This is a genomic window from Geobacter anodireducens, from assembly GCA_001628815.1.
Classification (GTDB): Bacteria; Desulfobacterota; Desulfuromonadia; order Geobacterales; family Geobacteraceae; genus Geobacter; species Geobacter anodireducens.
The window spans coordinates 533,266-557,800 of record CP014963.1; the positions used below are offsets into that span (position 1 = coordinate 533,266).

A 24,535-nucleotide genomic window follows, 5' to 3' on the forward strand; every position below is an offset into this window, starting at 1 on the left:
TTTGTTGGAAGTGGTGACAGAGAAGCTCGGCTTCTCCGCTCTGGCCTATTCCCATCATTGCAAGTATCGGGAGCCGCACCCATGAAAATCAGGCGTTCTCGTTCTCCAGTAGGAGCTGTTCAGCGGCGGGGAGATCTTCCTCAGCCACTTGCACTTGTAGCGGGCCGATTCCCTTTTCCGGCTCACAAGCCAGGGAATACTCGATCCCAGCCCTCTGCAGCATCTCCTCAATCCTGGCCAGATCGGCTGCGTCCTTAGGATCGTAGAACTTGACCATAGAGCCACCTCCTGTAAAATTCCTTGAGAGCTTTTCATTCAAACATATATCTAAAGTCGTGGGACGGTGCACTATGTGCCGTCCCACTCTTGAGGCATCTAACTGAATATCATCATGTTGCCGACAATAGCATTCAAGGTACCACTTGGACGCATGGCCTTGGCTGTTTTTACCTTGTCGGGGTGATAGTACCCTCCCATGTCAACGGGTTTTCCCTGGGCACCGAGCAGTTCCTCATTAATGAAGGATTCGTAATTTTCAAATTGCCGTGCTACGTTGGTAAAGCGGACCTGAAGCTCCCTGTCCTTGTTCTGTTCTGACAGTGCCTGTGCCCAGTACATGGCGAGGTAGAAATGGCTGCCGCGGTTGTCGATCTGCCCCACCTTGCGGGCAGGCGACTTGTTGGCGTCAAGGAACTTGGCGATGGCCTGATCGAGTGTCTCGGCGAGGACCAGGGCCTTGTCGTTCTTGAAGGTGGTGCCCAGATGTTCCAGGGATGCTGCAAGGGCCGAGAACTCTCCAAGGGAATCCCAACGCAGATAGCCTTCCTTGACAAACTGCTGAACATGCTTAGGGGCAGAACCTCCCGCGCCGGTCTCAAACAGACCGCCGCCCGCCAGCAGTGGCACGATGGAGAGCATCTTGGCGCTGGTCCCCAGCTCGAGGATAGGGAAGAGGTCGGTCAGGTAGTCCCGGAGAACGTTGCCGGTGACCGAGATGGTATCCAGCCCTCTGCGGATCCGCTCCAGCGAATAACGCATGGCCTCAACCGGAGGCAAGATCTTGATTTCAAGGCCGGTTGTGTCGTGATCTTTCAGGTATGTCTCTACCTTGGCAATAACCTGGAGGTCGTGGGCCCGGTTCCTGTCCAGCCAGAAGACGGCCGGAGCGCCGGTGGCCCGGGCGCGGTTTACGGCAAGCTTGACCCAATCCTGGATCGGGATATCCTTCACTCGGGACATGCGCCAGATATCGCCTTCCTCCACCTGGTGCTCCATCAGTATCCTGCCGTTGGCGTCCACCACGCGAACGATTCCGTCGTATGGGATTTCAAAGGTGGTCGGATGGGAGCCGTACTCTTCGGCCTTCTGAGCCATGAGGCCAACGTTGGGGACGGAGCCCATGGTAGCAGGATCGAAGGCGCCATGTTTCTTGCAGTCCTCGATTACCTCCTTGTAAATCGTGGCGTAGCATCGGTCCGGAATCATTGCCTTAGTATCATGGAGTTGACCGTCCGGCCCCCACATCTTGCCCCCGTCACGCACAACTACCGGCATGGAGGCGTCAACGATGACGTCGCTGGGCACATGCAGGTTGGTAATACCCTTGTCGGAATCAACCATGGCCAGCCTCGGGCGCTTGGTGTACTCTGACCGAATGTCGGCTTCGATCTCGGCACGCTTTGCTTCCGGCAGGGTCTGGATTTTTTTGTAGAGGTCGCCGAGCCCCATGTTGGGATTGACGCCAAGTTCCTTGAAGGTTGTAGCATGCTTCTCAAACACGTCTTTGAAAAAGATGGATACGGCATGACCGAATATGATCGGGTCGGAGACCTTCATCATGGTGGCCTTGAGGTGCAGGGAGAGGAGCAGATCCTGTCTTTTGGCATGCTCAATCTGTTCAGTAAAGAACTTGCGAAGCGCCTTTTTGCTCATGAAGGTGCCGTCAAGGATTTCGCCCTTCTCCGCCTTCAACTTGTCCTTCAGTACGGTGGTCTTGCCGTCCTTGCTAACCAACTCGATCCTGAACTCGAATGCGTCGTCGGCGGTTATGGACTTTTCGTTGCCATAAAAGTCGCCTCCGGCCATATGAGCAACATGTGCACTGGAATCAGGGCTCCAGTGTGCAAGTTTGTGCGGATTCTTCTTGGAAAAGTTCTTAACCGACAGCGGAGCTCGACGGTCGGAGTTACCCTCGCGCAGCACAGGGTTGACGGCGCTTCCCAGCACCTTGGCATACCTCTCCTTGATCTTCTTCTCGGCGTCTGTCTTGGGATCCTCGGGGTAATCGGGGACATTGTACCCTTGGTTCTGAAGTTCTTTTATGGCCTCTTTCAATTGAGGAACAGAAGCGCTGATATTGGGGAGCTTGATGATATTAGCTTCCGGGCTCTGGGTAAGCTCACCCAACTGGGCAAGATGATCGGGAATCCTTTGGGCTTCCATCAGGTTCTCGGGAAAATTGGCAATAATCCTGCCAGCAAGTGAGATATTCCTTGTTTCAACCTCCACGCCGGTCCCCTTGGTGAACGCCTGAACGATAGGGAGCAACGAGTATGTTGCCAGTGCGGGTGCTTCATCAATTTCCGTCCATATAATCTTGTGTGTCGCCATGTTGTCAGCCTCCTCTCTTGGGACTATTGGGGCAGTTCGCTAGACTTTTTCAATCCGAATATCATTCTTATTCAACGACTTCACGCTGTACAGGTATCTGTCGGCCAACTGCAGCAACTCGTCAATGCTGAACTGGAAGCTGTTGCATGCCACCGCCCCGATGCTGAAAGTTATCGGCCAATTGTTATCCTGCATCGCGCCAAGCAGCCTGGCTTGCAACTTTTTTAACGCCGACTCCGCCATAAAATGATCGGTTTCGGGTAGCAGCACGACAAACTCGTCGCCTCCGAACCTGGCTACGACATCGGTCTGCCGAAGACTTGATCTAATGATTTCAGCAACGGTCTTAAGCGCTTTATCCCCCTCCAGATGCCCATTGCGGTCATTTACCTGCTTGAAATTATCCAAATCGATAAATGCCAGAGAGAAAGGCCGGCGGTATCTTTTCGCCTCGTGTATTACCTGATCTGCCAACAGGAAAAAACTGTTCCTGTTGCTGACCCCGGTCAAGGAATCGTAAGAAGCCATGAACTCGGCCTGTAGATGACGTTCACGCAGTGCTGAAGTCAAAAGGCTGATAGTCAACAGGACAACAACTTCAAGCACCATATTGACATAGTGAATAGTCGTATTTTCGGCATTGAAATAATGAGATGACAAAACAATGCCAACTCCTGCGACCGCAGTTACCGCCAAACCCTGCAAGCGGCCAGCATACCAGGATGGCAGCAGAATCGCTAAAGCATAAGCCACTTCAAGAGAAAAATCGCCGGTAAAGTAACTCAAGAATGATATCAGGATTACAGCACCTAAAGCTGTCAGTAAAATTAGAATCTTGGTGTTTCGGCTATAGTTTTTCATAGCTCTTCAGATGACAGAGTTACGGCAACTTCCCGTTGGTCTCCGTTGCGGTTAATCATCAGATTCACAGCCTGACCGACCTGAAAGTCATCCAGTCTGGCCAATAATTTTGCTATCGAATCGACCTGTTTCCCTTGTACGGCGGTTATGATATCTCCTGGCGAGTACGAGCGATCCCGATTCACGGTAATCCCTTTAAGACCTGCCCTTGCAGCAGGCGAGTTGGGACGGACCTTGAGTATCGCTACTCCTTTGACCCCAAGCTCTGCTGTAATTATTTCATTAATATCCTGATCAATCTCAATGCCCAAAGATGGGCGTATATACTTGCCACGACCAATCAGTTGCGGAATGACCCGATTAACGGTATCAACCGGCACCGCAAAGCCGACCCCTGCGGACGCTCCCGATGGGCTGTAGATGGCCGTGTTGATGCCGATGAGCCGACCGGCGGAATCGAGCAGCGGCCCGCCGGAGTTGCCGGGATTGATGGCGGCGTCGGTCTGGATCAGATGTTCGATAACGCTGCCGGAGTCCCCTTTCAGGGAGCGGTCCAGGGCCGAGACGATACCGCTGGTCAGAGTCCAGTCGAGGCCGAACGGGTTGCCTATAGCAAAGACCTTTTGCCCCACTTTCAGGTTGTGCGAGGTGCCCAGCGGCAGCGAATGCCCTTTGAAGCCGGTGCCGATCTTAAGCACCGCCAGATCGTGTATGGGGCTGGCGCCGACCAAACTGGCCTTGTACTCCTTGCCGTCCGACAATCTGATCCGCGCTTCCGAAGCCCCTTCGATGACATGGTAATTGGTGACCACATGTCCCTTGTCATCCCAGATGAACCCGGATCCGGTACCACGGGGGATGGTGAAGATATTGCGGCTCCAGAAGTCCATGACCCGTTCCGATGTTGAAATATACACAACCGAATCGCGGGAGCGTTCGAACAGTTCTATGGTCGATTTTTCATCAGCGGCCAGATCGCCCCGGGCGGTTACCGCCCGCGGTGTTGCCGATTCTTTCTGGAACGCCCGGTCCGCCCACGACAGGGCATGCCAGGCGAACAGTACCGTGATGACCGCGATGGTCAGCCAGCGCAGGCGGCGCAGGAACGGGTCACTTGGCGAATACTGAGGCATGTGGTACTCCGATCATGCAACAGGTAAGGCTATCCTTCTTCTTGCCGGCCATGTTCCATGTTCCAGGCGTCCCGTTCCCGCATCAGCCAGTACACGCCCCCCAGAGCAACGAGTGCCAGAGCCAGTGCCGCGATCTTGGCCGCTTCAATGGTATGGATATCCAGGATAATGAATTTACGGGCCAAGGCAAGCATCGACACCAGAATGACGGTTTTAACCTGAATGATGTTCTGCTGCCGCTTGGTAACGACCAAAATGGAGTGCTTGAACTCCATCGCAATAAGCAGTGTCATGATCCCACCGAACACCGTCTGGAAGGTTTCATGTTTCAGCGGATCGAATGCCTTGCTCACCAGCAGGCTGAGAACATCTTCACCCAGCTTGTACAAGGCGACAACCACGATGAACGATATGAGCAGCACCAATATATTGGCGATCAGGTGCTCGAATAGGTTATATGGCTTTGCTTTCCTGAGCCCCTCAGTTGTTCTGTGTAACAATGATTGCAGCCTGTTTCGTTCGGTCAGCACATCCAGCCCCCACGTATTCTTCAGAATCTCCGTTCCAGCTCGTCAATACGGTCCAGCAGTTCCATCACCAGGGCCATGGCATCGAAGTTGAGGCGAAGATCCCGTTTCAGGCGCAGGGCCTTCCTGGCCCTGACTACGGCACTCCGATCGAATAGAGGCGTTGTCCCTGCCGACAGCGGCTCGATGAGACCGATCGAAAAGAGCCGCTTCGCCACCGAAAGGTTGCACTCGCACAGCCGGCTCAATTCATGGATGGTGATGCCCGGCACTGAGACCAGTTCATGCTTTCTGCTGATGATTATTTCATACTGTTGAGCGGCCATAACTGTCCCTCGGTCACGCACGCGGATCGAATCGCGATTCTTTTGCCAATTCCTCGAAGAGATGCCGTTCCCTCGCCGAGAGGTGTTTCGGCACCACAATACGCAGATTCACCAGCAGGTCTCCATGGCGGCCCCGGGCAACCGGCATCCCCTTGCCGCGTACCCGCAAAGCCTGGCCGCTCTGGGTACCGGCCGGCACAGTGAGATTGATCCGGCCATCAATAGTCGGCACCAGAACCTTGGCCCCCAGGGCTGCCTCCCAGGGGGTGATATCGACCGCCGTGGCCAGGTCATGGCCGTTCAGAGTGAAGCGGCTGTCGGGAAGGATACTGACACGCAGGAACAGGTCACCGGAATCCCCGCCGCCGCTACCGCTGCCGCCTTGCCCGGCAAGGCGGATCAGTGAGCCGTCAGTCACGCCGGGAGGAATGGTGACGTCATAGCTGCGCCTGGTCCTGGTCGGTCTGCCGCTGCTATCGGCCTCGACCTTCTCCAGTTCAATGCTTTTCCGGGCACCATGATAGGCATCGGCCAGCGTAATGGTTATGCTGGTCTCATGGTCACGGCCTCGCCGCCTCCTGGTGCCACCGCCCCGGAATTCAGCCTCTTCGCCAAAGCTCCACCTGCCACCAAACAGGTTCTGGAAGAAATCACTGAATTGGCCCGGGTCGGCATTGGAGAAGTGGAACTGGACATTGTCGCCGCCCTGATGCCCCTGATTGGCAAACTGCCCATCCCAGCCGCTGCCGAACTGATCGTACTTGGACCGTTTTTCCGGGTCGCCCAGTACCTCATAGGCTTCGTTGATCTGTTTAAATTTTTCCTCGGCGGTGCTTTCTTTGTTGATGTCGGGATGGTACTTGCGGGCCAGCTTGCGGTAGGCCCGCTGGACCTCTTCCTGGGTTGCCGTTTTGCTCACACCAAGGATGGCATAGTAATCCTGATACGTGGCCATTATTTTCTCTCTCGCCTGAAACCATCATTCTTTGTCATCTTCCGGCCAGCGACGCATACAATAGATGCATTGTTCAACATGGTGAGGGATCGTGTCCCGCAGGACTTCCTTCTGAAACTGTACGCCACAGCGCTTAGGTACAGGATAGCGATGCAGCTTATTGTCTTTGATGAAGTAATGCATGCCGTTTGCTCCTTTCTTGTGTGATGGTGTCATTCCTTACAGGGCTCGTGCTGCTCTGTGTTGCGGATAGAAACTGCCGTACATTCTGAAGGTTCCTGAGTCTCCTCCCCAGGACATCCTTTTGCTGCGGGTCATCAGTGGTTCTGTATTGGCTACGCAACTCGTTCATATACTCCTGAACTATCGAAACGGGGTTGACGCTCATACGCTTCATCTATCCTTCCTCCGTGTCTGCAAGAAAGAATAAGGGACTTTTCCCATAGAACCAGTGAGGGCCGCATCAAGCGGCCCTCAAGACATCCTTCCTGTTTCAGGATACCGGCACCCGGTTGCGGGCATGCCGTCCTTTCTCCGGTTTGGGTAGCCGGATGGTCAGGACCCCGTTCTTGGGTCCGCCGCGATTGACTTCTCACTGATTTCGCACGACACTTGACTTCCCAATCAGACTCCTCTTTCAGCCGACCTGAACGGCGATCCGCTTCGGCTTGGCGGCTTCGGCCTTCGGTATCCGCAGGGTCAGGATGCCGTTCATGTAGTCGGCTTTGGCCTTTTCGTGATCGAGGCTCTCGGGGATAGAAAACTGACGATAGTAGTTTGCCAGTTCAAATTCCCGATAGGACGAGGTTCCGGGCACCGTATGCTGTGCCGGTGCGCTGATGGTCAGAATGCCTTTTTCGACGTTGACATCGAGGGTTTCCTTTGTGGCGCCCGGGATGTCGGCGGTGAGGACCAGACCTTCCTCGTCCTCGATGATGTTCACTGCCGGGCGGATATAGCGTTCGTTGGAGCGGGTCTCTTCACGGGTCTGCACATTCCGTTCGTCGTTTCTTTCCGTAAGACTGTTGACTGCCATGATTGATTACCTCCTTTCCCCGAGAATCCAATGTTACGCCAATTTGATATCGATTTTTTTCGGTTTGGCATGTTCGGCCTTGGCCAAGGTGACCTGCATGATGCCGTCCTTGCACTGGGCCGTGATCTTGTCGGGATCGATGTCGACCGGCAGTTCAAGAGTGCGGGAGAATTTGCCGGAGCCGAGTTCAGAGCGATGAACTATCTGTCCTTCCTTCTCGACGAACGGCTTACGTTCCCCGCTGATAGTGACCGTGTTCCGTAGCACTGTCAGATCGACATCCTTCGGATCAACGCCGGGAACCAGGGCCTCGATATAGACATGCCCCTCATCCTCGCTGAAGTTGACCAGCGGGAAACGACGGCTTGTTACCGGCGAAAGGAATGTCGGTCCAAACGGCCGGTTAAAGCCGACGCCACGGAACGCTTCATCGATTTCCCTTCTCAGATTATCCAGTTCCTTGAAAACGTCCCAACTTGCCATGTGAAATACCTCCTTTCCAAATGAGTCTCTGATTCCGGGAACTCGCGTGTTCACGGACCGGTTTTGGCACATTGACCTGTGTCTATTTCAGGATTTGATGGGAATCCGTTTCGCCTCGGTTCTTGCTGATGCCTTTCGGGGGATGCTCACAGTCAGCACCCCCTTGTTGAACTTCGCCCCTATGTTGTCCTGATCGGCGTCTTCGGGAAGGGAAAGCGTCCGCTGGAACGAGCCGTAGGATCGTTCGACCCGGTAGAAGTCTTTCTCGTTCTCCTCTTTCTCCTGCCTCTTTTCGCCCCGGATTTTCAACGTGTCACCCTCAATCTCAAGCTGGATGTCATTTTCCTCCACACCCGGCAGTTCCACCGACAATGTATACTCCTTGTCGTTAGCGGCGATGTCCATGGTCGGCTTGAGCCATGCCGAGGGTGCCAGGGGCGCTAGAGAACGACCCAGCCCTCTTGAGGAGAAGGGAAAGTCGCGAAAAACGTCGTCGAAGAGCCGGTCGATCTCCCGATGCAATTGCAACAAAGGGCTCCCCTCGAAGCTGGGCGCCACAGACCGTGCTACCGGAAGCGACTTCCCTTCTTGCTCCTGTTCCTTCCTGAACCAGTTCCACGGTGCAAGTTTGTTGATGTCCATAATTCTTCCTCCTTTCTCGGGCTTAAGCCACTGATTGTATTCTCGTTATCAAATTTAATTACGTCATGGTCAATTTTCAAGGGGAGGAGAACGCTCATTTTGCAGCACAGCACCATGGTTGGGTTGTTCAATAAATTTGCTTGTTCAAGATTAGTGAATAGCCAGCTTTCATGAACAGCCTGGACCATCATTCCTCTTTCTCACAGACGCCTCAAGAAACTGCTCTATCTTATCCAAACTCTTCCGGAACGGCTTGTGCCGCCCACTCAACCAGTCTGAGAGCTGTTCCGGATCGCGCCCCATCGCTTCTCCCAACCGTTCAAGACTCATTCCTTGTACCCGCTTGTACCAGGCAAGCCGACCAAGGGTATCGTCCGTGCAGTCAAACGGAACATACCCTAGAAAATTAATGATTTTTGGGTTATATTGCAGTTCCGGTTCGACACCATGCTCCCAGTTCCAGATGGAGGATTCGGTGACTCCGATGATCTCGGCTACCTCTCTCTGGAGTAAGCTGAGATCCATCCGTTTTTTGCGAATGTGTTCGCCGATGGTGAGGGGATGTTCGGGGTAACCGGGAAGTGGTTGTTTTTGCATAGGAATAGCGATTGAGAAGGTATGGCGGCGGGAGAGCGAAAAGTAGGAAAAGGTGCACACACCCCTGCAAGTGCGGTCAGCGCGGCGAAAATTCAACTGGTTGCACCTGTACTCCCCGGGAGGTTCATCAATATCGTTCAAGGATTTCCGGTCCCCTTCTCGACCGGATCGACATCCACATCGAGGTGCCGGCAGTCAGGTATCGCGACCTGGCTGACCGGGCCGAGGGAGAGAGTTCAGCGGAGATCGTCACGAGGGTGGAGCGGGCGCGGGAGATTCAACTGGAGCGCTTCAAGGGGACCAAGGTCCATTGCAACGCCCACATGGCGCCGCGTCAGATCAGGAAGTTCTGCGAGCCGGACGCCGGCGGTCACCGGCTCCTTGAAGTGGTGACGGAAAAGCTCGGCTTCTCCGCCCGGGCTTACACGCGGATTCTTAAGGTGGCGAGAACAATCGCCGACCTAGAAGGGACGGAGTCGATCCGCGAGCAGCACATCGCCGAGGCGATCCAGTACAGGAGCTTGGATCGTAAGACGTTTTGATCTGCGCACGGGTCTGGAGCCCCTCATCTCTTTTCCGGGGCACGGAGGGTGGACATGATGGCTGTCATTCTTTTGAGCCAGATGATTCCCGTAAAAATTGACTTACATCAAAGAAATCCTTTTATTGCTGCACTAGAGTGGCGGTATAAGTGAGTGCTCACTTGCAAGATGGGGAAGGAAACGGCATGGCTGTAAGAAGGAGAGAGAGTACCGAGGTAAGGCAGCAGCAGATAACCGACGCAGCTTTGCAGGTTATCGGGAAAAAGGGAATAGCCGGTTCGACAACGGCGGAGATCGCTTCTGTGGTCGGTATTTCCGAAGGGAACCTTTACCGGCACTTCAAGGGTAAGGAAGATATCATCGGGTCGGTAATCGATAAGATCGGGAGGGACTTGGCGTCAATCCTCGAAGTCGCTGCAACTGTGGATGATCCGGTAAAAAAGCTGGAAGAAATCTTCAGGCGTCATCTCGCGTACATCGAAGAGCACGTCGGCATTCCCCGCACCATCTTTTCTGAAGAGGTCCTGGTGTTGAACGAGGGCCTCAGGACAAAGGTCAGGAACAATCTCATGAATTATTCCCATGGGATCCGCGCCATCATCGAAAGGGGGCAAGAGGCGGGTGCAATCAACAGGGAAATGGATGCGCATGCCGTTGCCAGCATGTTCATTGGCACGATCAATTTTACCGCCATACGATGGGTGATGAATAACTTTTCTCCAAAACTGACTGATGAGGCGGAAAGCCTCTGGGGGACCTTTGCAAAGCTCATAACCCACAGCACGTGAGATCATGTCAGAGTATTTTTTTTGCTCTATAGAAAGTGAGTGCTCACTTTTGCGGAGGGGTGCTGACTGTCCCTCGCCTTTGAAGGTTGTTCAGGGATGTTGTCGAGGAGATGCGCATGAAAAAGATGGCGATTTTGTTCTGGATGATTCTGCTGCCGGCAGGGGCTTTTGCCCAAGGCGGTGCTCCTTCCTATTCCCTTGTCCAGGTGATCGAATTCGCACTGAAGAATGAACCCAGGCTTATTGCTCTGGGCAAGGATGTGGAGGCGGCAAGCTACGGGATCAAGGCAGCAAAAGGAGAGCGGTGGCCAAAGATCGACCTGGGAGCGGGTGTGACCCGTTATCGCTATGCCGCCCCACTACGTCCCATTTCAGGCGCGCCAGTAGCAGGAGGTAGCGGTTTTCCCCCCTTTGACAAAGACGTTTACAACGCGGAAGTAACCCTGAAAATCCCCATCTACCGGGGCGGGCGTCTGGTGAAAAACGTAGAGATCGCCGAGATAAACAGATTGATAGCAGAACGGTCCTGGCACCAGGAGAGGCAGGAGTTGGTTTTCAATCTGACGAGTGTCTATTGCAAGATTCTGGAGCTGGAGGCTCTTCTCAATGCCCTCGGGCAGAATGTGCGGCAACTCGAAGAGCACCGGCGGGTCACTGAGCAGTTTGTCAAGGCAGGCACGGCGGCGCAGGTGGACCTCATGAAGACCGATGTGGAACTCGCCCATGCCCGCCAGCAGGTGCTGGCGACGCAGAACGCCATTGCCGCTGCCCAAGAGCTCATCCGGTCGCTCATGGGGGTGGACGAAACCTTCCCGCAATTCACCGTGACCGCCGACCTTCCGCCCGACAAGGAGTATCCGGGTGAAGACGAGGGGCTCAAGGCCGCCCTGCGGCAGCGTCCCGACTACCTTAAGGTGAAGGCGCGGACGGAGCTCTTCCAGGCACGGCTCGATCAGGTCAAGGGGAAACGCCTCCCCTCCGTGGATGTGGCGGGGGAATACGGGGAAAAGGGAGGGGACGCCTTCTCTTTCAAGGAGAACTGGAACATTGGCCTGCGGCTTTCCTATCCCCTCTTTGACGGCGGAATAACGCGGGCTGAGATCAACAGGGGCACTGTGGAGCTGGAACGGTCCAGCGAAGAGCTCCGCGCTGTGCGACTTCTGATCGTCCGGGAGGTCAAAGAGGCGTATCTCGCCGTAACCGATGCGGAGAAGAGGCTTTCCGTGGCCAAGGAGGCGATCTCCCTGGCAGAGGAGAACCTGCGGGTGGAGCAGTTGAAGTATGAAACCGGCGCCGGGACGACCAGTGACGTGATCGACGCCCAGACTGCGCTGCTGCGGGCCCAGACTGATCGCCACCAGGCCTCTTACGACCTCGTGACGGCAAAGGCAGCTCTGGACAAGGCGCTGGGAAGCGACATAAACGGGGAGGTGGCTTCACGATGAAGAGGAAAGCGATAATCCTTGGCCTGGTGGCCGTCATTGCGGGCATTACCGCATTTCTGACGCTCCGGGGGGAAAAGGACGATGCCGGCTCCCTGGTCAGCTCGGGGAATGTGGAGGTGACCGAGGTGGACCTCGGTTTCAAGGCCCCCGGCAGGGTGGAAAGGCTTCTGACCGACGAGGGAAGGAACGTGGCGGCAGGGGAGACAGTGGCAACCCTGGACCGCTCGGAACTTCTGCGCCAGATGGAAGCGCAACAGGCGGTAATCGACTCCACCAGCGCCAGGCTTCTTGAGCTCAGGCAAGGTTCCCGCCCCCAGGAAAAACGTGGGGCCCGGGCAATGACCGCCTCTGCCTCCGCCGACTTGGAAAAAGCGCAAAAGGACTTCGAGCGGGCCGAGATGCTCTTTGGAAACGGCGCCATCTCCGGCCAGCAGCGGGACGCCGCCAAGCGTGCCTTCGAGGTGGCCACGGCGCAGCACGACCATGCGCTGCAAAACGAGAGCTTGGTGAGGGAAGGGCCGCGCCTGGAGACGATACGGGGTGCAGAAGCCAGGTGCGGCAGGCCAAGGCGCAGCTCGCGGTCTATCGGGAGCAACTGGCGGACATGGAGCTGAAAACGCCGGTGAAAGGGGTTGTCCTCAGGAAAAACGTGGAGGGGGGCGAAACCGTTACCGCCGGGACCCCCATCTTCACCGTTGGCGACCTGGAGCATCCCTGGGTGAAGATCTACGTGAAGGAGGACAAGCTGGGGCTGGTCAAGCTTGGCCAGAAGGCGGAGGTGACGGTCGACACCTATCCGGGGAAGACGTTTGAGGGGGTGGTGACCTACATCTCTCCGGAGGCGGAGTTCACCCCGAAGAATGTGCAGACCCAGGAGGAGCGGGTAAAGCTCGTCTTCGGCATCAAGGTGAACGTGGACAACCCGAACCAGGAGTTGAAGCCGGGGATGCCCGCGGACGTGAGGATCAGGCTGAGGTAGAGGTTGAACAATGGATAACAGTGATGCCTTGGCCATAAAAACGGACGCACTCACCAGGACATTCGGTGAGACTACGGCGGTCGACGGCCTCTCCCTGGAGATCAAAAAGGGGGAGCTTTTCGGACTCGTCGGGCCTGATGGCGCCGGGAAAACGACTACCATGCGCCTCTTGACCGCGATCATGGAACCAACCTCCGGAAATGCATGGGTGGCGGGGCACTCGATCCTGAAGGAAGGGGAACGGATCAAGGAGCGGATCGGCTACATGTCCCAGCGCTTCGGCCTCTACGAAGACCTCACCGTCATGGAGAACATCGTCTTCTACGCCGATCTCTACGATGTGCCCCAGAAGGAGCGGCCCGCGCGGATCGAACGACTTCTGGGATTTTCCAACCTCACCCCCTTCAAGGGAGGCTCGCCGGGAAACTCTCCGGCGGGATGAAGCAGAAGCTGGGGCTCGCCTGCGCCCTCATCCATACCCCGGAAGTCCTCTTCCTCGACGAGCCGACCAACGGGGTCGATCCGGTCTCGCGCCGCGACTTCTGGCGGATTCTCTACGACCTACTCAAGGACGGGATCACCATCTTCGTCTCCACCGCCTACCTGGACGAGGCGGAGCGCTGTACGCGGGTCGGCCTCATGCACCGGGGGAGTATCCTCGTCGATGACGTCCCCGCCAGAATCAAGGGGTCACTCGGCATTCCCATGGTGGAGCTCTGGACCGCCGGGGCGCGGCAGGCGGAGGAGATCGTAAGGGGGGTCGACGGGGTGCGAAGCGTGAGCATCTACGGTGACAGGCTCCACGTCGCCCTGGAGCGGAGCGAAGTCGCGGGGCGGGTCCTTGGGAAGCTGAAGGGCGAAGGGATCGAGGTGCGGGAGCAGCGGGCAATCCTTCCTTCCCTGGAGGACGTCTTCATCGCCATGGTGGAGGGGAAATGAACGAAAGCGGCACCGCAGTGGCGTTCGAGGGGTTGACCCGTGTTTTCGGCGACTTTACCGCAGTGGACCGGATAAGCCTCAGCATCGCGAAGGGGGAAATCTTCGGCTTTCTGGGCCCCAACGGGGCAGGCAAGTCCACCACCATCAAGATGCTTTGCGGTCTTCTCGCCCCCTCCGCCGGGAAAGGGCGGGTTGGCGGCTTTGACATCATGACCGAGGCGGAGGAGATCAAGAAGACCATTGGCTACATGTCGCAAAAGTTTTCCCTTTACGAAGACCTCACCGTGGAGGAGAACATCAACTTCTTCAGCGGCATCTACCGTGTGCCGAGAGAGAAGAAGCAGGAGCGGAAGGAGTGGGTCCTGGAGATGGCGGGGATCGCCGATAAGCGGGGCGCCCTGACGCGGACCCTCTCCGGCGGGTTCAAGCAGAGGCTGGCGCTCGGCTGCGCCATCCTCCACGAGCCTTCCATCATCTTTCTCGACGAGCCGACTTCCGGGGTGGACCCCATCTCGCGCCGCAATTTCTGGCGGCTCATCTACACCATGGCACGGGAGGGGAAAACGATCTTCGTTACTACCCACTACATGGACGAGGCAGAGTACTGCGACCGGCTCGCCCTCATCTACCGCGGGAGGATCGTGGCCCAGGGGATGCCCGGCGAGCTGAAGCAGGAGTTCATGACGCGGGACGTTCTGGAGATAGAGGCCAGCCGGCTGGTTGAGGGGATGGAAACCCTTTACCGGCACGGGATTGAGACAGCCATCTTTGGCAGCGTCCTCCATGCCACCGTGGAGGATGCGGAGGAGGCAATCCCGCGGATTAAAGGGCTCCTCGAGGGGGCGGGGATACGGGTAGAACGGATCGAGCGGATCGTCCCGTCCCTGGAGGACGTTTTTGTCGCACTCATTGAGGTTTCCTGACATGAAACTATCCCGCGTCCGCGCAATCGCGAAAAAAGAGCTGATCCAGGTCCTGCGCGACCCATTGAGCCTTGCCATGGCGTTCCTCATGCCGGTGATCCTCCTCCTTATCTTCGGTTACGCCATCACCATGGACGTGAACAACCTGCGGACCGTAGTCTACGATATGGACAGAAGCAGCTTCAGCCGGGAGCTGGTTGCCCAGTTCCGTGAGTCCGGGTACTTCACGGTCATCGAAAGCGTGGAGCGGCACGGCGGGATCGACACCTCCCTCGATATGAGCCGGGGACAGGTGGCGCTCTGGATACCGGCGGACTTCTCCGAGAACCTGCGGCGGGGAAAGCGTGCTGAACTCCAGGCGGTCGTGGACGGGAGCGACTCCAACACCGCCACCATCGCCCTAGGCTACGTCGAAGCGGTGACGGAGCGTTTCAGCCAGCGGATCAAGGGGGGGCTCATTACCCCACCCATCGACACCCGGGTCAGGGTCTGGTACAACTCCGAGCTGAAGTCGCGGAACTACATCATCCCTGGTCTCATTGCCGTAATCATGGCTGTTATCGCGGCGCTTCTCACCTCCCTTACCATTGCCCGTGAGTGGGAGCGGGGAACCATGGAGCAACTCATTTCCACGCCGGTGAAGACCCCGGAGCTGATTGCCGGGAAGCTCGTCCCCTATTTCTTCATCGGTTTCATCGACGTAGCCCTCTCTGTGGCAATGGCGGTCTTTCTCTTTGGGGTCCCGCTGCGGGGAAGCCTCCTCCTCCTTGCCCTCATCTCCTCCATCTTCCTCTTCGGCGGCTTGAGTCTGGGGATCCTGATCTCGGTTGTCGCCCGCTCCCAACTCGTGGCGAGCCAGATCGCCATGGTGGTGACTTTTCTCCCCGCCTTTCTCCTCTCAGGGTTCATGTACGCCATCGCCAACATGCCGTTGCCGCTGCAGAACATGACAAGGGTCATCCCGGCCCGCTATTTCGTCTCGGTCCTGAAGGGGATATTCCTGAAGGGGAACACGCTCGGGCTGCTGGCGACGGAGACCCTCATCCTCACCCTGTTCGGCGTCGTGGTGTTTGCCCTGGCCAACCGAAAGTTCAAGAAAAGGATCGTCTGAGATGTTCGAACGGATCAAAGAGATGGTGATCAAGGAGTTCAGCCAAGTCTTCCGGGACCGGCGGATGAAGGCGATCATTTTCGTCACCCCCATCATGCAGCTCTTGGTGTTCGGTTACGCGGTTACCACCGACGTGAAGAACATCGCCACCGCCTACTATGACCTGGACCGCTCGTTCGAATCGCGTGAGCTTGCCCGCAGGCTGGAGGCGTCAGGGTACTTTACGATCACCTCCACCCCTGCCGCTGCCACAGAGATCCGGGAACTCCTCGACCGGGGAACGGTCCTCGCCGCCATCCAGGTGAACCGGGGGTTTGCCCGGGACCTCTCCCGGGGAATTCCCACCTCCGTGCAGGTGATCGTGGACGGGACCGACTCAAACACCGCCACTGTCGCCATGGACTACGCCAGCCGGGTCATTGCCGGGTACGGCAAGGAGAGGGGAAAGGAGGTCTTTCTCCACGGGGCCGTGAAGCCGGCGCGGGTCGATCTCCGCACCAGGGCCTGGTACAATCCGGACCTGCGGAGCAGGAACTACAACGTGCCGGGGGTCATCGCCATCATCATCATGCTTACCTGCTTGCTGCTGACCGCCATGGCGGTGGTGCGGGAGCGGGAGATCGGGACCATGGAACAGTTGATGGTTACGCCGTTGAGACCGGTGGAGCTGATACTTGGGAAGACCATTCCCTTTGCCATAATCAGCTTCTTCGACATGTTCCTGGTTACGCTGGTGGGGGTCTTCTGGTTCGATATCCCCATCAAGGGGGCGATTCCTCTCCTTGTCCTCTCCACGGCGATTTACCTCCTGTCGGTGCTGGGGGTGGGACTCTTCATCTCCACCATATCCAGAACCCAGCAGCAGGCGCTCATGGCCACCTTTCTCTTTTACATCCCGGCGGTTCTTCTCTCTGGCTTCATGTTCCCCATCGAGAACATGCCGACAGTTATCCAGTATGGAACCTACCTGAACCCGCTCCGCTATTTCCTCGTCATCATCCGCGGGATTTTTCTGAAGGGAAATGGGTTCAGTATTCTCTGGCCGCAGATGGCCCTCCTCCTCGCGCTGGGGATAGTAGTGATAACGACCAGTTCCCTGCGCTTCCGGAAGCGGCTCGGGTGAGCATTGCGATGAGGGCGCATAATGCGTCAGGCTCGCCGGAAGCTGAAGCCGGCGCAGGGGGAAACGGGCGCTGGAAGGCACCAGGCAGATCCTCTGGGACAGCAGTGAATCCGCTCCATTTCCCCGTGGAAATCTTGGCTGCGGAACACATCAGCCAGGCACACGCAGCATGATCTGGAATAACGTACCGAACTAAGCCGAACTAGAGCTCTGCCGCCTTCGGGAAAAGCAGGTCGAATACGGTGATCACCACGCCAGCCAGAAAGAAGACCCCCAGCACTAACGTTACCGCCATCCAGAGCCACATGTAGGACTGGGCGGTCATGTACCCCATGCCGAGAACCCGTTCCAGGTAGCTCTGCAGGACGCCGGCGATACCGAAGGTGAGCCCCATCAGCATCATGGCGCTGCACATGGTCCAGAACCCCAGCTTGGCGCGGGTCGGTTTGTAGATCTCGATTCCTTTCAGACGCGGCATGGCGTAGTAGAAAACCATGAGATTCAAAAGCGCGTAGGCGCCGAAGAAGGCCAGGTGGCCGTGGGAAACCGTCACTTGGGAGCCGTGGGTGTAGTAGTTGATCTGGGGCAGGGTATGGGCAAAGCCCCAGATGCCGGCCCCGATCAGGTGCAGAACCGCGCACCCCACGGCAATGGTCCAGGTATGGGGATTGACGATCTGCGTCTTGCGGTGGCGAACATGGTTCATGGTGTCGATGACCATGAGCAGGATCGGCAACGGTTCCAGGGCCGAGAAAATGCCGCCGACCCAGAGCCAGTATGTTGGTGCGCCGATCCAGTAGTAGTGGTGGCCGGTGCCGGCGATGCCGGTGAAGAGGAAGAGCCCGACCTCAATGTAAAGCCATTTTTCCACCACCTGGCGGTCCACTCCGGTGAGCCGCATCAGGACGAACGCCATGATGGCTCCGGTCACCAGCTCCCATGCCCCCTCGACCCAGAGATGGATCACCCACCACCAGTAGTACCAGTCGATCACCTCGTTGCTGTAAAAGGGGATGCCGAACAGGTAGAGCAGCGCCAGGAAGACAAGCCCGCCCAGGAGAGTACCCTGGATGGCGGTCCAGCGCCGGGCCAGGAACATGGTCATGCCGACGTTGAAAAGGAACACCAGTGCGCCGATGACCACGACTATGTCGAGAGGCCGGGGTATCTCCAGCAGCGGCCTCCCCTGGATCCAGCCAAAGGCGAAGCCGACCAGGGCGACCACACCGGTTGCCACCAGCGCCACTAACTGAAACCAGGCCAGCCCCGGCGACCAGATCTCGGAACCGGTTTCCTCCGGCACGATGTAGTAGGTACCCCCCATGAAGCCGAGCAGCATCCAGAGCACCAGGAGATTGGTGTGCATGGCCCTGGCAGTGGCAAAGGGGAAAACATCGACAATCGACTGCGGGATGGTGAAGACGTAGTTGGAAATGAGCCAGAGCCCCATGATCACTTGAAGGACAAAGAGGAGCAGGGCGATGGTGAAATACCAGTTGGCGATTCTCTGCGATTTGTACACCATGACGGCCTCCTCCTATTTCAGGTTACCCAGGAAATCCGCCAACTCTTCCAGTTCCCGATCGGAGAGATCGGTCTGCGGCGGCATTTTTGCGTCGGGGTTTACGCTTTTGGGGGCGCGGACATAGTGCTCGATCTGCTCCACCGTCAGTCTGCGGCCGATGGTATCCAGCGCCGGGCCGAATGTGCCGCCGGTCCCGTGCAGGGAATGGCAGTTCATGCACCCCCTGGTCTGAAAAACCGCTGCTCCGGGAGAGACCGTCGCACCGAGCGCCAGGCGCTGTTCACTGCGGGAGAGGTGCTGCTTGCTGTCCTGGGGGGGCCAGTCGCCATTGTCGATCTCACCGACCCAGGAAAAAAAGGCCACCAGGCTCTCGATCTCCTGGGCGGAAACATGCTGTTGGGGCATTTTCCGCACCGATCTGGCAAAGGCCTGCTCCGGGCTCCCGACCCGGTAGCGGATACCGTCCGCTCCGACCCTCTGCACAACCTTGGTCAGATCGGGCGCGTAGTAACCGCCGAAGCCAAGGATGGTGTGACAGTCGTTACAGTTGTACTTTTCAAAAACCCGCTTGCCCGCAATCACGTTTTCCGAGAGTTTGTCGGCATGGGACAGGGCGGCCACCTGGCGATGGGTGTCCACTGTCAGGCCGAGAAAAAGAATTGCCGATGAAAGTGTACCTACCAGGAATATCCAGAAGGCAGTCTTCTTTGTCATACCGAGCCTCTCCTTTAGCGGGCATGTTCCCTCATGTCGCATGATCGCGGGCCGCGTATCCCTCGGCATCCTGGCCTCTTTCTGCGCCAGCGCTGTCGATCATCGGCACGTCAAGGGTGTCTCAATGGGCTGCGACAAGCCGCGGGGATTGCAACAGGGCAACGCCGTGGTGGTGACGCCGTTTGCTCCTTTCTGCCCGATACCATCAAGGAGCAGCCTTTGCTCGTTGCCGTTGCCGTGCTTTTCCGGAGTCTCACGCCGTTTTTTTCAGGCAGGTAAGCCATGCTTGCAAGTGAGCGACCGCTTGCAAAGTCTATCAGAAACTTTCCGGCCCGCAATGTTCTGGTGCGTTCAAAGTTCATTCGCCATATTCGCTTGCGGCTATCTCTCTGTGCGTTGGTTTCCCAGCCGACTGTACCAGTCGTATCCTCGCCGTGGACGGCACCGCCGTCGATCTGTGCCGGGCAGCGAACAGGCCCCGGAAGATCTCTCCGAATGTATCCGGCGCCTCAGTCTTGATCGCAACGCACTCTGGTCTTAGGGCAATTCCGTCCTTCACCTTGATCGCTCCAATCATCTGGTGTGCGTAAAGCTACTCCATGAATCATTAATGACTTTTTAGCTTGACTAAAGAAATTCACTTGAGTAGAATCCGGTTCTACTTTTGGGTAGACGGTAAAGTGTTCAGTAGCGTTGATGTTATGGCAAATGGGGCAACAGCGCTGTTTCCTTAAGCTACAGACGTCGCTGTAAACAACAAAACAGAACGGAGGTAAGAAATGTCAGAGTACGGCACACTGCAGGACCGCGTACGTTGCAAGTCACTGCTCAACAAGGTCATGTCGGCCGAGGAAACCATCCAGTTCTTCAAGCCGGGCATGAACCTGGGCTGGTCCGGCTTCACCCCTGCCGGTTACCCCAAGGCAGTGCCCATCGCGCTGGCAGACCACGTTGAGAAGAACAACCTGCAGGGCAAGTGGAAGTTCAACCTCTTCATCGGTGCCTCCGTCGGGGCCGAAACCGAAGACCGCTGGGCCACCCTCGACATGATCGATCGCCGCTGGCCGTACCAGACCGGCAAGAACATCGCCGCCGGCATCAACGAAGGCCGCATCAGGATGGGTGACAAGCACCTTTCCCTCTTTGCCCAGGACCTGGCTACGGCTTCTACACCAAGGACAGTGAGTCCGGCAAGCTGGACCTCGCCATCATCGAAGTCTCCGCCATTACCGAGGACGGCGGCCTGGTTCCCACCACCTCCTGCGGCGTCATCCCCGAAATTCTCATGATCTGCGATCGGGTCATCATCGAGGTGAATACCGGCCAGCCCTCTTTCGAGGGGATGCACGACATCGTCGTCTGCAACCACCCGCCCAAGCGCCAGATTCTGGGCATCACCCATGCCGGCGAGCGGATCGGCACCACCTACGTGCCGTGCGACCCGAGCAAGATCATTGCCGTGGTCGAGTCCAAGTACCGTGACAAAGGGCGTGCCTTCTCCGAGCAGGATGACACTTCCGAGGCCATTGCCAACAACATCATCGACTTCTTCAGCCACGAAGTGAAGATGGGGCGTCTGCCCAAGAACCTCCTCCCGCTCCAGTCGGGCGTCGGCTCCATTGCCAACGCCGTCATCGGCGGGCTGGCAAAGGGCCCGTTCGCCAACCTGACCGTCTACACCGAGGTTCTCCAGGACACCATGCTCGACCTCTTCGACTCGGGCAAGCTGGACGCCGCTTCGTCCTGCTCCCTGTCCCTGTCCGAGGCCCCCGGCTTCCCCCGCTTCTTCGATAACTGGGAGAAGTACTTCGACAAGATCACCCTCCGGCCGCTCTCCATCTCCAACGCGCCGGAGCCGATCCGTCGCCTCGGGTGCATCGCCATGAACACCCCGGTCGAGATCGATATCTACGCCCACGCCAACTCCACGCTGGTCGGCGGCACCCGGATGATCAACGGCCTCGGCGGTTCCGGCGATTTCCTCCGCAACGGCTTCCTGAAGATCATGCACACCCCGTCGAGCCGTCCGTCCAAGACCGACCCGACCGGCATTTCCTGCGTGGTGCCGCATTGCTCCCACATCGACCACACCGAGCACGATCTGGACTGCGTGGTCACCGAGCAGGGTCTGGCCGATCTCCGTGGTCTGGCGCCGAAGGATCGCGCCAAGCGGATCATCGAGAAGTGCGCCCACCCGGACTACAAGCCGATTCTCAGCGAGTACCTGGAAATTGCCAGCGCCGATTGCCTCAAGCGCAAGGTGGGCCACGAGCCGCAACTGTGGGACCGCGCCTTCAAGATGCACCTCAATCTGGAGCGCAACGGCACCATGAAGATCAAGAACTGGGACGTGAAGATCGACCTCTGCGAGTAAGATCGTCAACCTGTACCAGGCATGAAAAAGCCCCGCCGAACTTCGGCGGGGCTTTTTTGTAGTTTTTTCGTAGCTGTCGCAAGCGGGGATGCGGGAATGGCATCCCCTGGCGAATCATGATGATCGACGGGGTTGTCCTGCTCCGTGCCGCCCCGTTGAGCTCCGATATTCCACAACCGGATCCTGTGTCCGTCTGCTCCCCCAGGATGTGCGATCCGACGATTTGCCGGTCCTGCCGGGCGCCGCGCCGGCGGAGCGGTTCGGGGAGCCCTTCCGGGCTGAACCGGTGCCCATTCCCGGCTTGCGGCCGGAACCCGCTGTTACGCGACGGAGCGGGCGCGATGGCTCCAACCCCGGGATGTGATGCTCCGGGAGCGTCTGGCCAATGTAGCGCTCTATGCGGGCCAGGTAGCTCACCTCGTTGAACGAGGCAAAGGAGATGGCGATTCCCGAGGCGCCCGCCCGGCCGGTGCGGCCGATGCGATGGACATAATCCTCGGCGAATTTCGGCAGATCGAAGTTGATGACATGGCTGATGCCGGTAACGTCCAGCCCCCGGGCCGCCACGTCGGTGGCCACGAGAAGCCTGATCCGTCCCTGCTTCATGGCGGTAATGGTCCGGTTGCGGGCATGTTGGGGCATATCGCCGTGAAGGGCTGCGGCCGAATGGCCCTGGGCCTGTAGTTCCAGGGCCAGATTTTCGGCGTCCCGCTTGGTTGCCGAAAAGATGATGGCCCTGTGCAGGTTTCCGTCGGTGACCAGGTGCCGCAGCAGCCGGTTTTTGTGATGCAGGTCGTCGGCCACGTGAAGGCGCTGCTCGATGTGCTCATGGGTCGTCTTGGTGCCGGCGATGTCGATCCGCTCCGGTTCACGCAGGAGCCGGCCGGCCAGTCTGGCCATGGCGCTGTCCATGGTTGCCGTGAACAGCAAGGTCTGGCGGCTGGCTGGTGATGCGGCGGCGATACGGTCCACGTCGTCGCTGAAGCCCATGTCGAGCATCCGGTCCGCTTCGTCGAGCACCAGCAGTTCGAGGCGGGAGAGGTCGAGGCTCCTCCGGTCGAGCAGGTCTACCAGCCGTCCCGGCGTGGCCACGATGAAATCAACCGGTGAAGAGAGAAGCCGGAGCTGCGTGCGGTAGGGCATGCCGCCGAGGATGGCGCCGCTCCGCACCCGCATGAACGCCCCGTACGTCCGCACCGCGTCGGTGACCTGTTGGGCCAGTTCACGGGTAGGGGTGAGCACGAGCACGCGAGGACCGCGCCCGGGTCCCTGGGGCGGAGAGCTCAGCCGCTGCAGGGCCGGCAGGACGAATGCAGCGGTCTTGCCGGTACCGGTCTGGGCGGTGGCGAGCAGGTCCGCGTTCTCCAGTGCCCGGGGGATGGCGGCAGCCTGGACCGGTGTCGGCTCTGTGTAACCGCAGGCGGCTACGGCTTTGAGAATGTGCGGGGCAAGTTTCAGTTCAGCAAAGGTCATGCAAGGATCCTTGTGGGTTCCGCCGGCCAGGGGCAAGCCGTTAACGGGCCGCACGGGTGCAACGCACCACGCCGCGCGAGCCGTCAGGGCCGCCGTAGCTGCCGTCGAAACGGGAAAAAGGTTGTGTGCGCGCCGCAGGGCAACCCGATGCCCTGAAACAGGGTCGGCAACAACACAGAACTGACTGGCATGAAACATCGTCGCCAACCATGTGTGCTGCCGCGCCGAAGAGCGTGCTGAAAGCAGAGGGGGTTAGTGATCGATGAAGCAAAGGGCGGGGGTGCTTCGAGGTATGCCGGAGGGCAGAATCCGCCTGAGCGTTGTTCAGTCAGCGGCAACTGTACGGGATACTGGCGGAAATGACAAGGATTTTTTGCAGACTTGCCCTGAACCCTTTACGATGGCGGCTTGGCGTGCCTCGGTGAGGCTCACGAACGTGCCTTGGGATGGGCCTTTCCCACGTGGTATATTTCTGGGTGGTGGAGAGCGAGGCATGTCCCAGCAATTCCTGAATGGCACGCAGATCGGCTCCTCCCTCCAGGAGGTGGGTGGCAAAGGTGTGGCGCAGGGTGTGGGGAGAGATCTTCCTCATGGCGGCGACTTTCAGGATATGCTTGTCTATCACCCGCCGGACGCTGCGGGCGGTAAGCCGGCCTCCCCGGGCATTGGTGAAAAGGGGTGCATCCAGGGCGGGGTGATTCCGGGCGGCCAGATATGCACTCAGGGCCAGCCGGGCATGGCTCCCGATCGGCACCACCCGTTCCTTGCCCCCCTTGCCGAGGACCCGGGCCGTGCCATCCGCCAGATCGATTCCCCCCACGTTGAGGCCGGTCAACTCTGAAACCCTGACGCCGCAGGAATAGAGGGTTTCCAGAATGGCCCGGTCGCGCAGGCTCAGGACGTCAGGTTCCCGGGGAGCCTCCACCAGGGCGGTCACTTCATCGATGTTCAGGTGGAACGGGATTTTTTTCTCGCACTTGGGGGTGCTGACCAGTTCTGCCGGGTTGCGGGGCAGGGCGCCGGTGCGGACGAGGTAGGCGAAAAACGCGCGCACTGCGGCCAGCTTGCGGCCGATGGAGCTCCTGGCGTGAGATCGGTGGAGCTGGGCGAGCCAACGCCGGACCAGCAGGTGGGTTATGGCCTCCGGCCCGGCCCCGGCGTCCAGCTCGCCCCGGACGAAGTCCCTGAACTGGGCGAGGTCGGACTCGTAGGCGGCACGGGTATGGGGCGAAACAGAGCGTTCGCTCTCCAGATAGCGGATAAAGGTGGCAATTTCCTTGTCCACGGTTGTCTCCTGGGGTGGCGTGCGGCCGGATCATCATATCAGATTCCGAGAACCATGCGAAGGCCGGTTGTGTATCGCCCTGAATCGGGGTATGCTTCCTCAGTTGTTCTGCCCGCTTGACCTGTGTCAAGGCGGGTGCGGCTG

The 24,535-nt window shown here is 58.1% G+C and carries 22 protein-coding genes and 4 pseudogenes; 9 read left to right on the forward strand and 17 right to left on the reverse strand.

Going from position 1 to position 24,535, the window contains the following annotated elements:
- Nucleotides 1-88: 88 nt before the first annotated feature.
- The 12 genes from A2G06_02515 to A2G06_02570 form a co-directional block, all read right to left on the reverse strand.
- Nucleotides 89-277, reverse strand: a complete 189-nt coding sequence (locus A2G06_02515) for a hypothetical protein (GenBank protein ID ANA39443.1) — start codon at nt 275-277, stop codon at nt 89-91.
- 98 nt (nt 278-375) lie between these two features.
- The gene (locus A2G06_02520) at nt 376-2,610 is read right to left on the reverse strand and encodes an isocitrate dehydrogenase (GenBank protein ANA39444.1); all 2,235 of its coding nucleotides are present in this window, start codon (nt 2,608-2,610) and stop codon (nt 376-378) included.
- A 39-nt stretch (nt 2,611-2,649) separates the two neighbouring features.
- Nucleotides 2,650-3,471, reverse strand: coding sequence for a hypothetical protein (locus tag A2G06_02525; protein ID ANA39445.1), 822 nt, complete (start codon nt 3,469-3,471; stop codon nt 2,650-2,652).
- Nucleotides 3,468-4,604 carry a 2-alkenal reductase gene (locus A2G06_02530; GenBank protein ID ANA39446.1) on the reverse strand — a complete coding sequence of 379 codons (1,137 nt, stop codon included), beginning with the start codon at nt 4,602-4,604 and terminating at the stop codon, nt 3,468-3,470. Before A2G06_02530 ends, A2G06_02525 begins: the two co-directional genes overlap by 4 nt.
- Before the next feature lie 29 nt (nt 4,605-4,633).
- The gene (locus A2G06_02535; GenBank protein ID ANA41573.1) at nt 4,634-5,104 is read right to left on the reverse strand and encodes a hypothetical protein; all 471 of its coding nucleotides are present in this window, start codon (nt 5,102-5,104) and stop codon (nt 4,634-4,636) included.
- Nucleotides 5,105-5,154: 50 nt separating this feature from the next.
- Entirely contained in the window at nt 5,155-5,457 is a 303-nt protein-coding gene (locus A2G06_02540) for a hypothetical protein (protein ANA39447.1), read from the reverse strand.
- Between the two features lie 13 nt (nt 5,458-5,470).
- Complete coding sequence (locus A2G06_02545; protein ANA39448.1) at nt 5,471-6,412, reverse strand: molecular chaperone DnaJ; 942 nt, start codon at nt 6,410-6,412, stop codon at nt 5,471-5,473.
- A 24-nt stretch (nt 6,413-6,436) separates the two neighbouring features.
- On the reverse strand, nt 6,437-6,595 hold the full coding sequence (locus A2G06_02550; GenBank protein ID ANA39449.1) for a hypothetical protein: 159 nt from the start codon (nt 6,593-6,595) through the stop codon (nt 6,437-6,439).
- 454 nt (nt 6,596-7,049) lie between these two features.
- Entirely contained in the window at nt 7,050-7,448 is a 399-nt protein-coding gene (locus tag A2G06_02555) for a molecular chaperone (protein ANA39450.1), read from the reverse strand.
- 33 nt (nt 7,449-7,481) lie between these two features.
- Nucleotides 7,482-7,931 (reverse strand): molecular chaperone, encoded by a 450-nt coding sequence (locus A2G06_02560; protein ID ANA39451.1) that lies wholly within the window; start codon nt 7,929-7,931, stop codon nt 7,482-7,484.
- An 87-nt stretch (nt 7,932-8,018) separates the two neighbouring features.
- Entirely contained in the window at nt 8,019-8,573 is a 555-nt protein-coding gene (locus tag A2G06_02565; GenBank protein ANA39452.1) for a heat-shock protein Hsp20, read from the reverse strand.
- A 168-nt stretch (nt 8,574-8,741) separates the two neighbouring features.
- The gene (locus A2G06_02570) at nt 8,742-9,230 is read right to left on the reverse strand and encodes a transcriptional regulator (protein ID ANA41574.1); all 489 of its coding nucleotides are present in this window, start codon (nt 9,228-9,230) and stop codon (nt 8,742-8,744) included.
- Between A2G06_02570 and A2G06_02575 the strand changes: the two genes are divergently transcribed.
- The 8 genes and pseudogenes from A2G06_02575 (at nt 9,182) to A2G06_02610 (ending at nt 17,020) form a co-directional block, all read left to right on the forward strand.
- Nucleotides 9,182-9,712: a magnesium chelatase gene (locus A2G06_02575; GenBank protein ANA39453.1), complete on the forward strand. Its 531-nt coding sequence runs from the start codon at nt 9,182-9,184 to the stop codon at nt 9,710-9,712. The genes A2G06_02570 and A2G06_02575 overlap by 49 nt on opposite strands.
- Before the next feature lie 185 nt (nt 9,713-9,897).
- The gene (locus A2G06_02580; protein ID ANA39454.1) at nt 9,898-10,500 is read left to right on the forward strand and encodes a TetR family transcriptional regulator; all 603 of its coding nucleotides are present in this window, start codon (nt 9,898-9,900) and stop codon (nt 10,498-10,500) included.
- 116 nt (nt 10,501-10,616) lie between these two features.
- Nucleotides 10,617-11,945: a transporter gene (locus tag A2G06_02585; GenBank protein ID ANA39455.1), complete on the forward strand. Its 1,329-nt coding sequence runs from the start codon at nt 10,617-10,619 to the stop codon at nt 11,943-11,945.
- Nucleotides 11,942-12,924 (forward strand): annotated as a pseudogene (locus A2G06_02590) (ABC transporter substrate-binding protein). The gene A2G06_02585 and the pseudogene A2G06_02590 overlap by 4 nt, the downstream one beginning before the upstream one ends.
- A 10-nt stretch (nt 12,925-12,934) precedes the next feature.
- A pseudogene (locus A2G06_02595) lies at nt 12,935-13,863 on the forward strand (multidrug ABC transporter ATP-binding protein).
- Complete coding sequence (locus A2G06_02600) at nt 13,860-14,786, forward strand: multidrug ABC transporter ATP-binding protein (GenBank protein ID ANA39456.1); 927 nt, start codon at nt 13,860-13,862, stop codon at nt 14,784-14,786. Before A2G06_02595 ends, A2G06_02600 begins: the two are co-directional and overlap by 4 nt.
- Before the next feature lies 1 nt (nt 14,787).
- Nucleotides 14,788-15,897 carry a hypothetical protein gene (locus tag A2G06_02605; GenBank protein ID ANA39457.1) on the forward strand — a complete coding sequence of 370 codons (1,110 nt, stop codon included), beginning with the start codon at nt 14,788-14,790 and terminating at the stop codon, nt 15,895-15,897.
- A gap of 1 nt (nt 15,898) precedes the next feature.
- Nucleotides 15,899-17,020: an ABC transporter permease gene (locus tag A2G06_02610; protein ANA39458.1), complete on the forward strand. Its 1,122-nt coding sequence runs from the start codon at nt 15,899-15,901 to the stop codon at nt 17,018-17,020.
- Between the two features lie 202 nt (nt 17,021-17,222).
- Here A2G06_02610 and A2G06_02615 read toward each other — a convergent pair whose 3' ends face one another.
- The 3 genes from A2G06_02615 to A2G06_02625 all read right to left on the reverse strand — a co-directional run bounded on the left by A2G06_02615 (nt 17,223) and on the right by A2G06_02625 (nt 19,836).
- On the reverse strand, nt 17,223-18,545 hold the full coding sequence (locus A2G06_02615) for a nitric-oxide reductase (GenBank protein ANA39459.1): 1,323 nt from the start codon (nt 18,543-18,545) through the stop codon (nt 17,223-17,225).
- Between the two features lie 12 nt (nt 18,546-18,557).
- Nucleotides 18,558-19,259: a hypothetical protein gene (locus A2G06_02620; protein ANA39460.1), complete on the reverse strand. Its 702-nt coding sequence runs from the start codon at nt 19,257-19,259 to the stop codon at nt 18,558-18,560.
- A 358-nt stretch (nt 19,260-19,617) separates the two neighbouring features.
- On the reverse strand, nt 19,618-19,836 hold the full coding sequence (locus A2G06_02625) for a hypothetical protein (GenBank protein ID ANA39461.1): 219 nt from the start codon (nt 19,834-19,836) through the stop codon (nt 19,618-19,620).
- A gap of 202 nt (nt 19,837-20,038) precedes the next feature.
- Here A2G06_02625 and A2G06_02630 point away from each other — a divergent pair.
- Nucleotides 20,039-21,633: pseudogene (locus A2G06_02630) on the forward strand (acetyl-CoA hydrolase).
- 114 nt (nt 21,634-21,747) lie between these two features.
- Here the strand turns inward: A2G06_02630 and A2G06_02635 are convergent.
- Together A2G06_02635 and A2G06_02640 are read right to left on the reverse strand one after the other, a co-directional pair.
- Nucleotides 21,748-23,106: an RNA helicase gene (locus tag A2G06_02635; GenBank protein ID ANA39462.1), complete on the reverse strand. Its 1,359-nt coding sequence runs from the start codon at nt 23,104-23,106 to the stop codon at nt 21,748-21,750.
- Between the two features lie 428 nt (nt 23,107-23,534).
- A pseudogene (locus A2G06_02640) lies at nt 23,535-24,391 on the reverse strand (tyrosine recombinase XerC).
- Nucleotides 24,392-24,535: the final 144 nt, after the last annotated feature.

Excerpts from the sequence above, each read along its gene's own strand:
- A2G06_02515 (ANA39443.1), bottom strand. The coding sequence starts at position 277 with ATGGTCAAGTTCTACGATCCTAAGGACGCAGCCGATCTGGCCAGGATT.
- A2G06_02520 (ANA39444.1), bottom strand. The coding sequence starts at position 2,610 with ATGGCGACACACAAGATTATATGGACGGAAATTGATGAAGCACCCGCA.
- A2G06_02525 (ANA39445.1), bottom strand. The coding sequence starts at position 3,471 with ATGAAAAACTATAGCCGAAACACCAAGATTCTAATTTTACTGACAGCT.
- A2G06_02530 (ANA39446.1), bottom strand. The coding sequence starts at position 4,604 with ATGCCTCAGTATTCGCCAAGTGACCCGTTCCTGCGCCGCCTGCGCTGG.
- A2G06_02540 (ANA39447.1), bottom strand. The coding sequence starts at position 5,457 with ATGGCCGCTCAACAGTATGAAATAATCATCAGCAGAAAGCATGAACTG.
- A2G06_02545 (ANA39448.1), bottom strand. The coding sequence starts at position 6,412 with ATGGCCACGTATCAGGATTACTATGCCATCCTTGGTGTGAGCAAAACG.
- A2G06_02550 (ANA39449.1), bottom strand. The coding sequence starts at position 6,595 with ATGCATTACTTCATCAAAGACAATAAGCTGCATCGCTATCCTGTACCT.
- A2G06_02555 (ANA39450.1), bottom strand. The coding sequence starts at position 7,448 with ATGGCAGTCAACAGTCTTACGGAAAGAAACGACGAACGGAATGTGCAG.
- A2G06_02560 (ANA39451.1), bottom strand. The coding sequence starts at position 7,931 with ATGGCAAGTTGGGACGTTTTCAAGGAACTGGATAATCTGAGAAGGGAA.
- A2G06_02565 (ANA39452.1), bottom strand. The coding sequence starts at position 8,573 with ATGGACATCAACAAACTTGCACCGTGGAACTGGTTCAGGAAGGAACAG.
- A2G06_02580 (ANA39454.1), top strand. The coding sequence starts at position 9,898 with ATGGCTGTAAGAAGGAGAGAGAGTACCGAGGTAAGGCAGCAGCAGATA.
- A2G06_02585 (ANA39455.1), top strand. The coding sequence starts at position 10,617 with ATGAAAAAGATGGCGATTTTGTTCTGGATGATTCTGCTGCCGGCAGGG.
- A2G06_02600 (ANA39456.1), top strand. The coding sequence starts at position 13,860 with ATGAACGAAAGCGGCACCGCAGTGGCGTTCGAGGGGTTGACCCGTGTT.
- A2G06_02605 (ANA39457.1), top strand. The coding sequence starts at position 14,788 with ATGAAACTATCCCGCGTCCGCGCAATCGCGAAAAAAGAGCTGATCCAG.
- A2G06_02610 (ANA39458.1), top strand. The coding sequence starts at position 15,899 with ATGTTCGAACGGATCAAAGAGATGGTGATCAAGGAGTTCAGCCAAGTC.
- A2G06_02615 (ANA39459.1), bottom strand. The coding sequence starts at position 18,545 with ATGGTGTACAAATCGCAGAGAATCGCCAACTGGTATTTCACCATCGCC.
- A2G06_02620 (ANA39460.1), bottom strand. The coding sequence starts at position 19,259 with ATGACAAAGAAGACTGCCTTCTGGATATTCCTGGTAGGTACACTTTCA.
- A2G06_02625 (ANA39461.1), bottom strand. The coding sequence starts at position 19,836 with ATGATTGGAGCGATCAAGGTGAAGGACGGAATTGCCCTAAGACCAGAG.
- A2G06_02635 (ANA39462.1), bottom strand. The coding sequence starts at position 23,106 with ATGACCTTTGCTGAACTGAAACTTGCCCCGCACATTCTCAAAGCCGTA.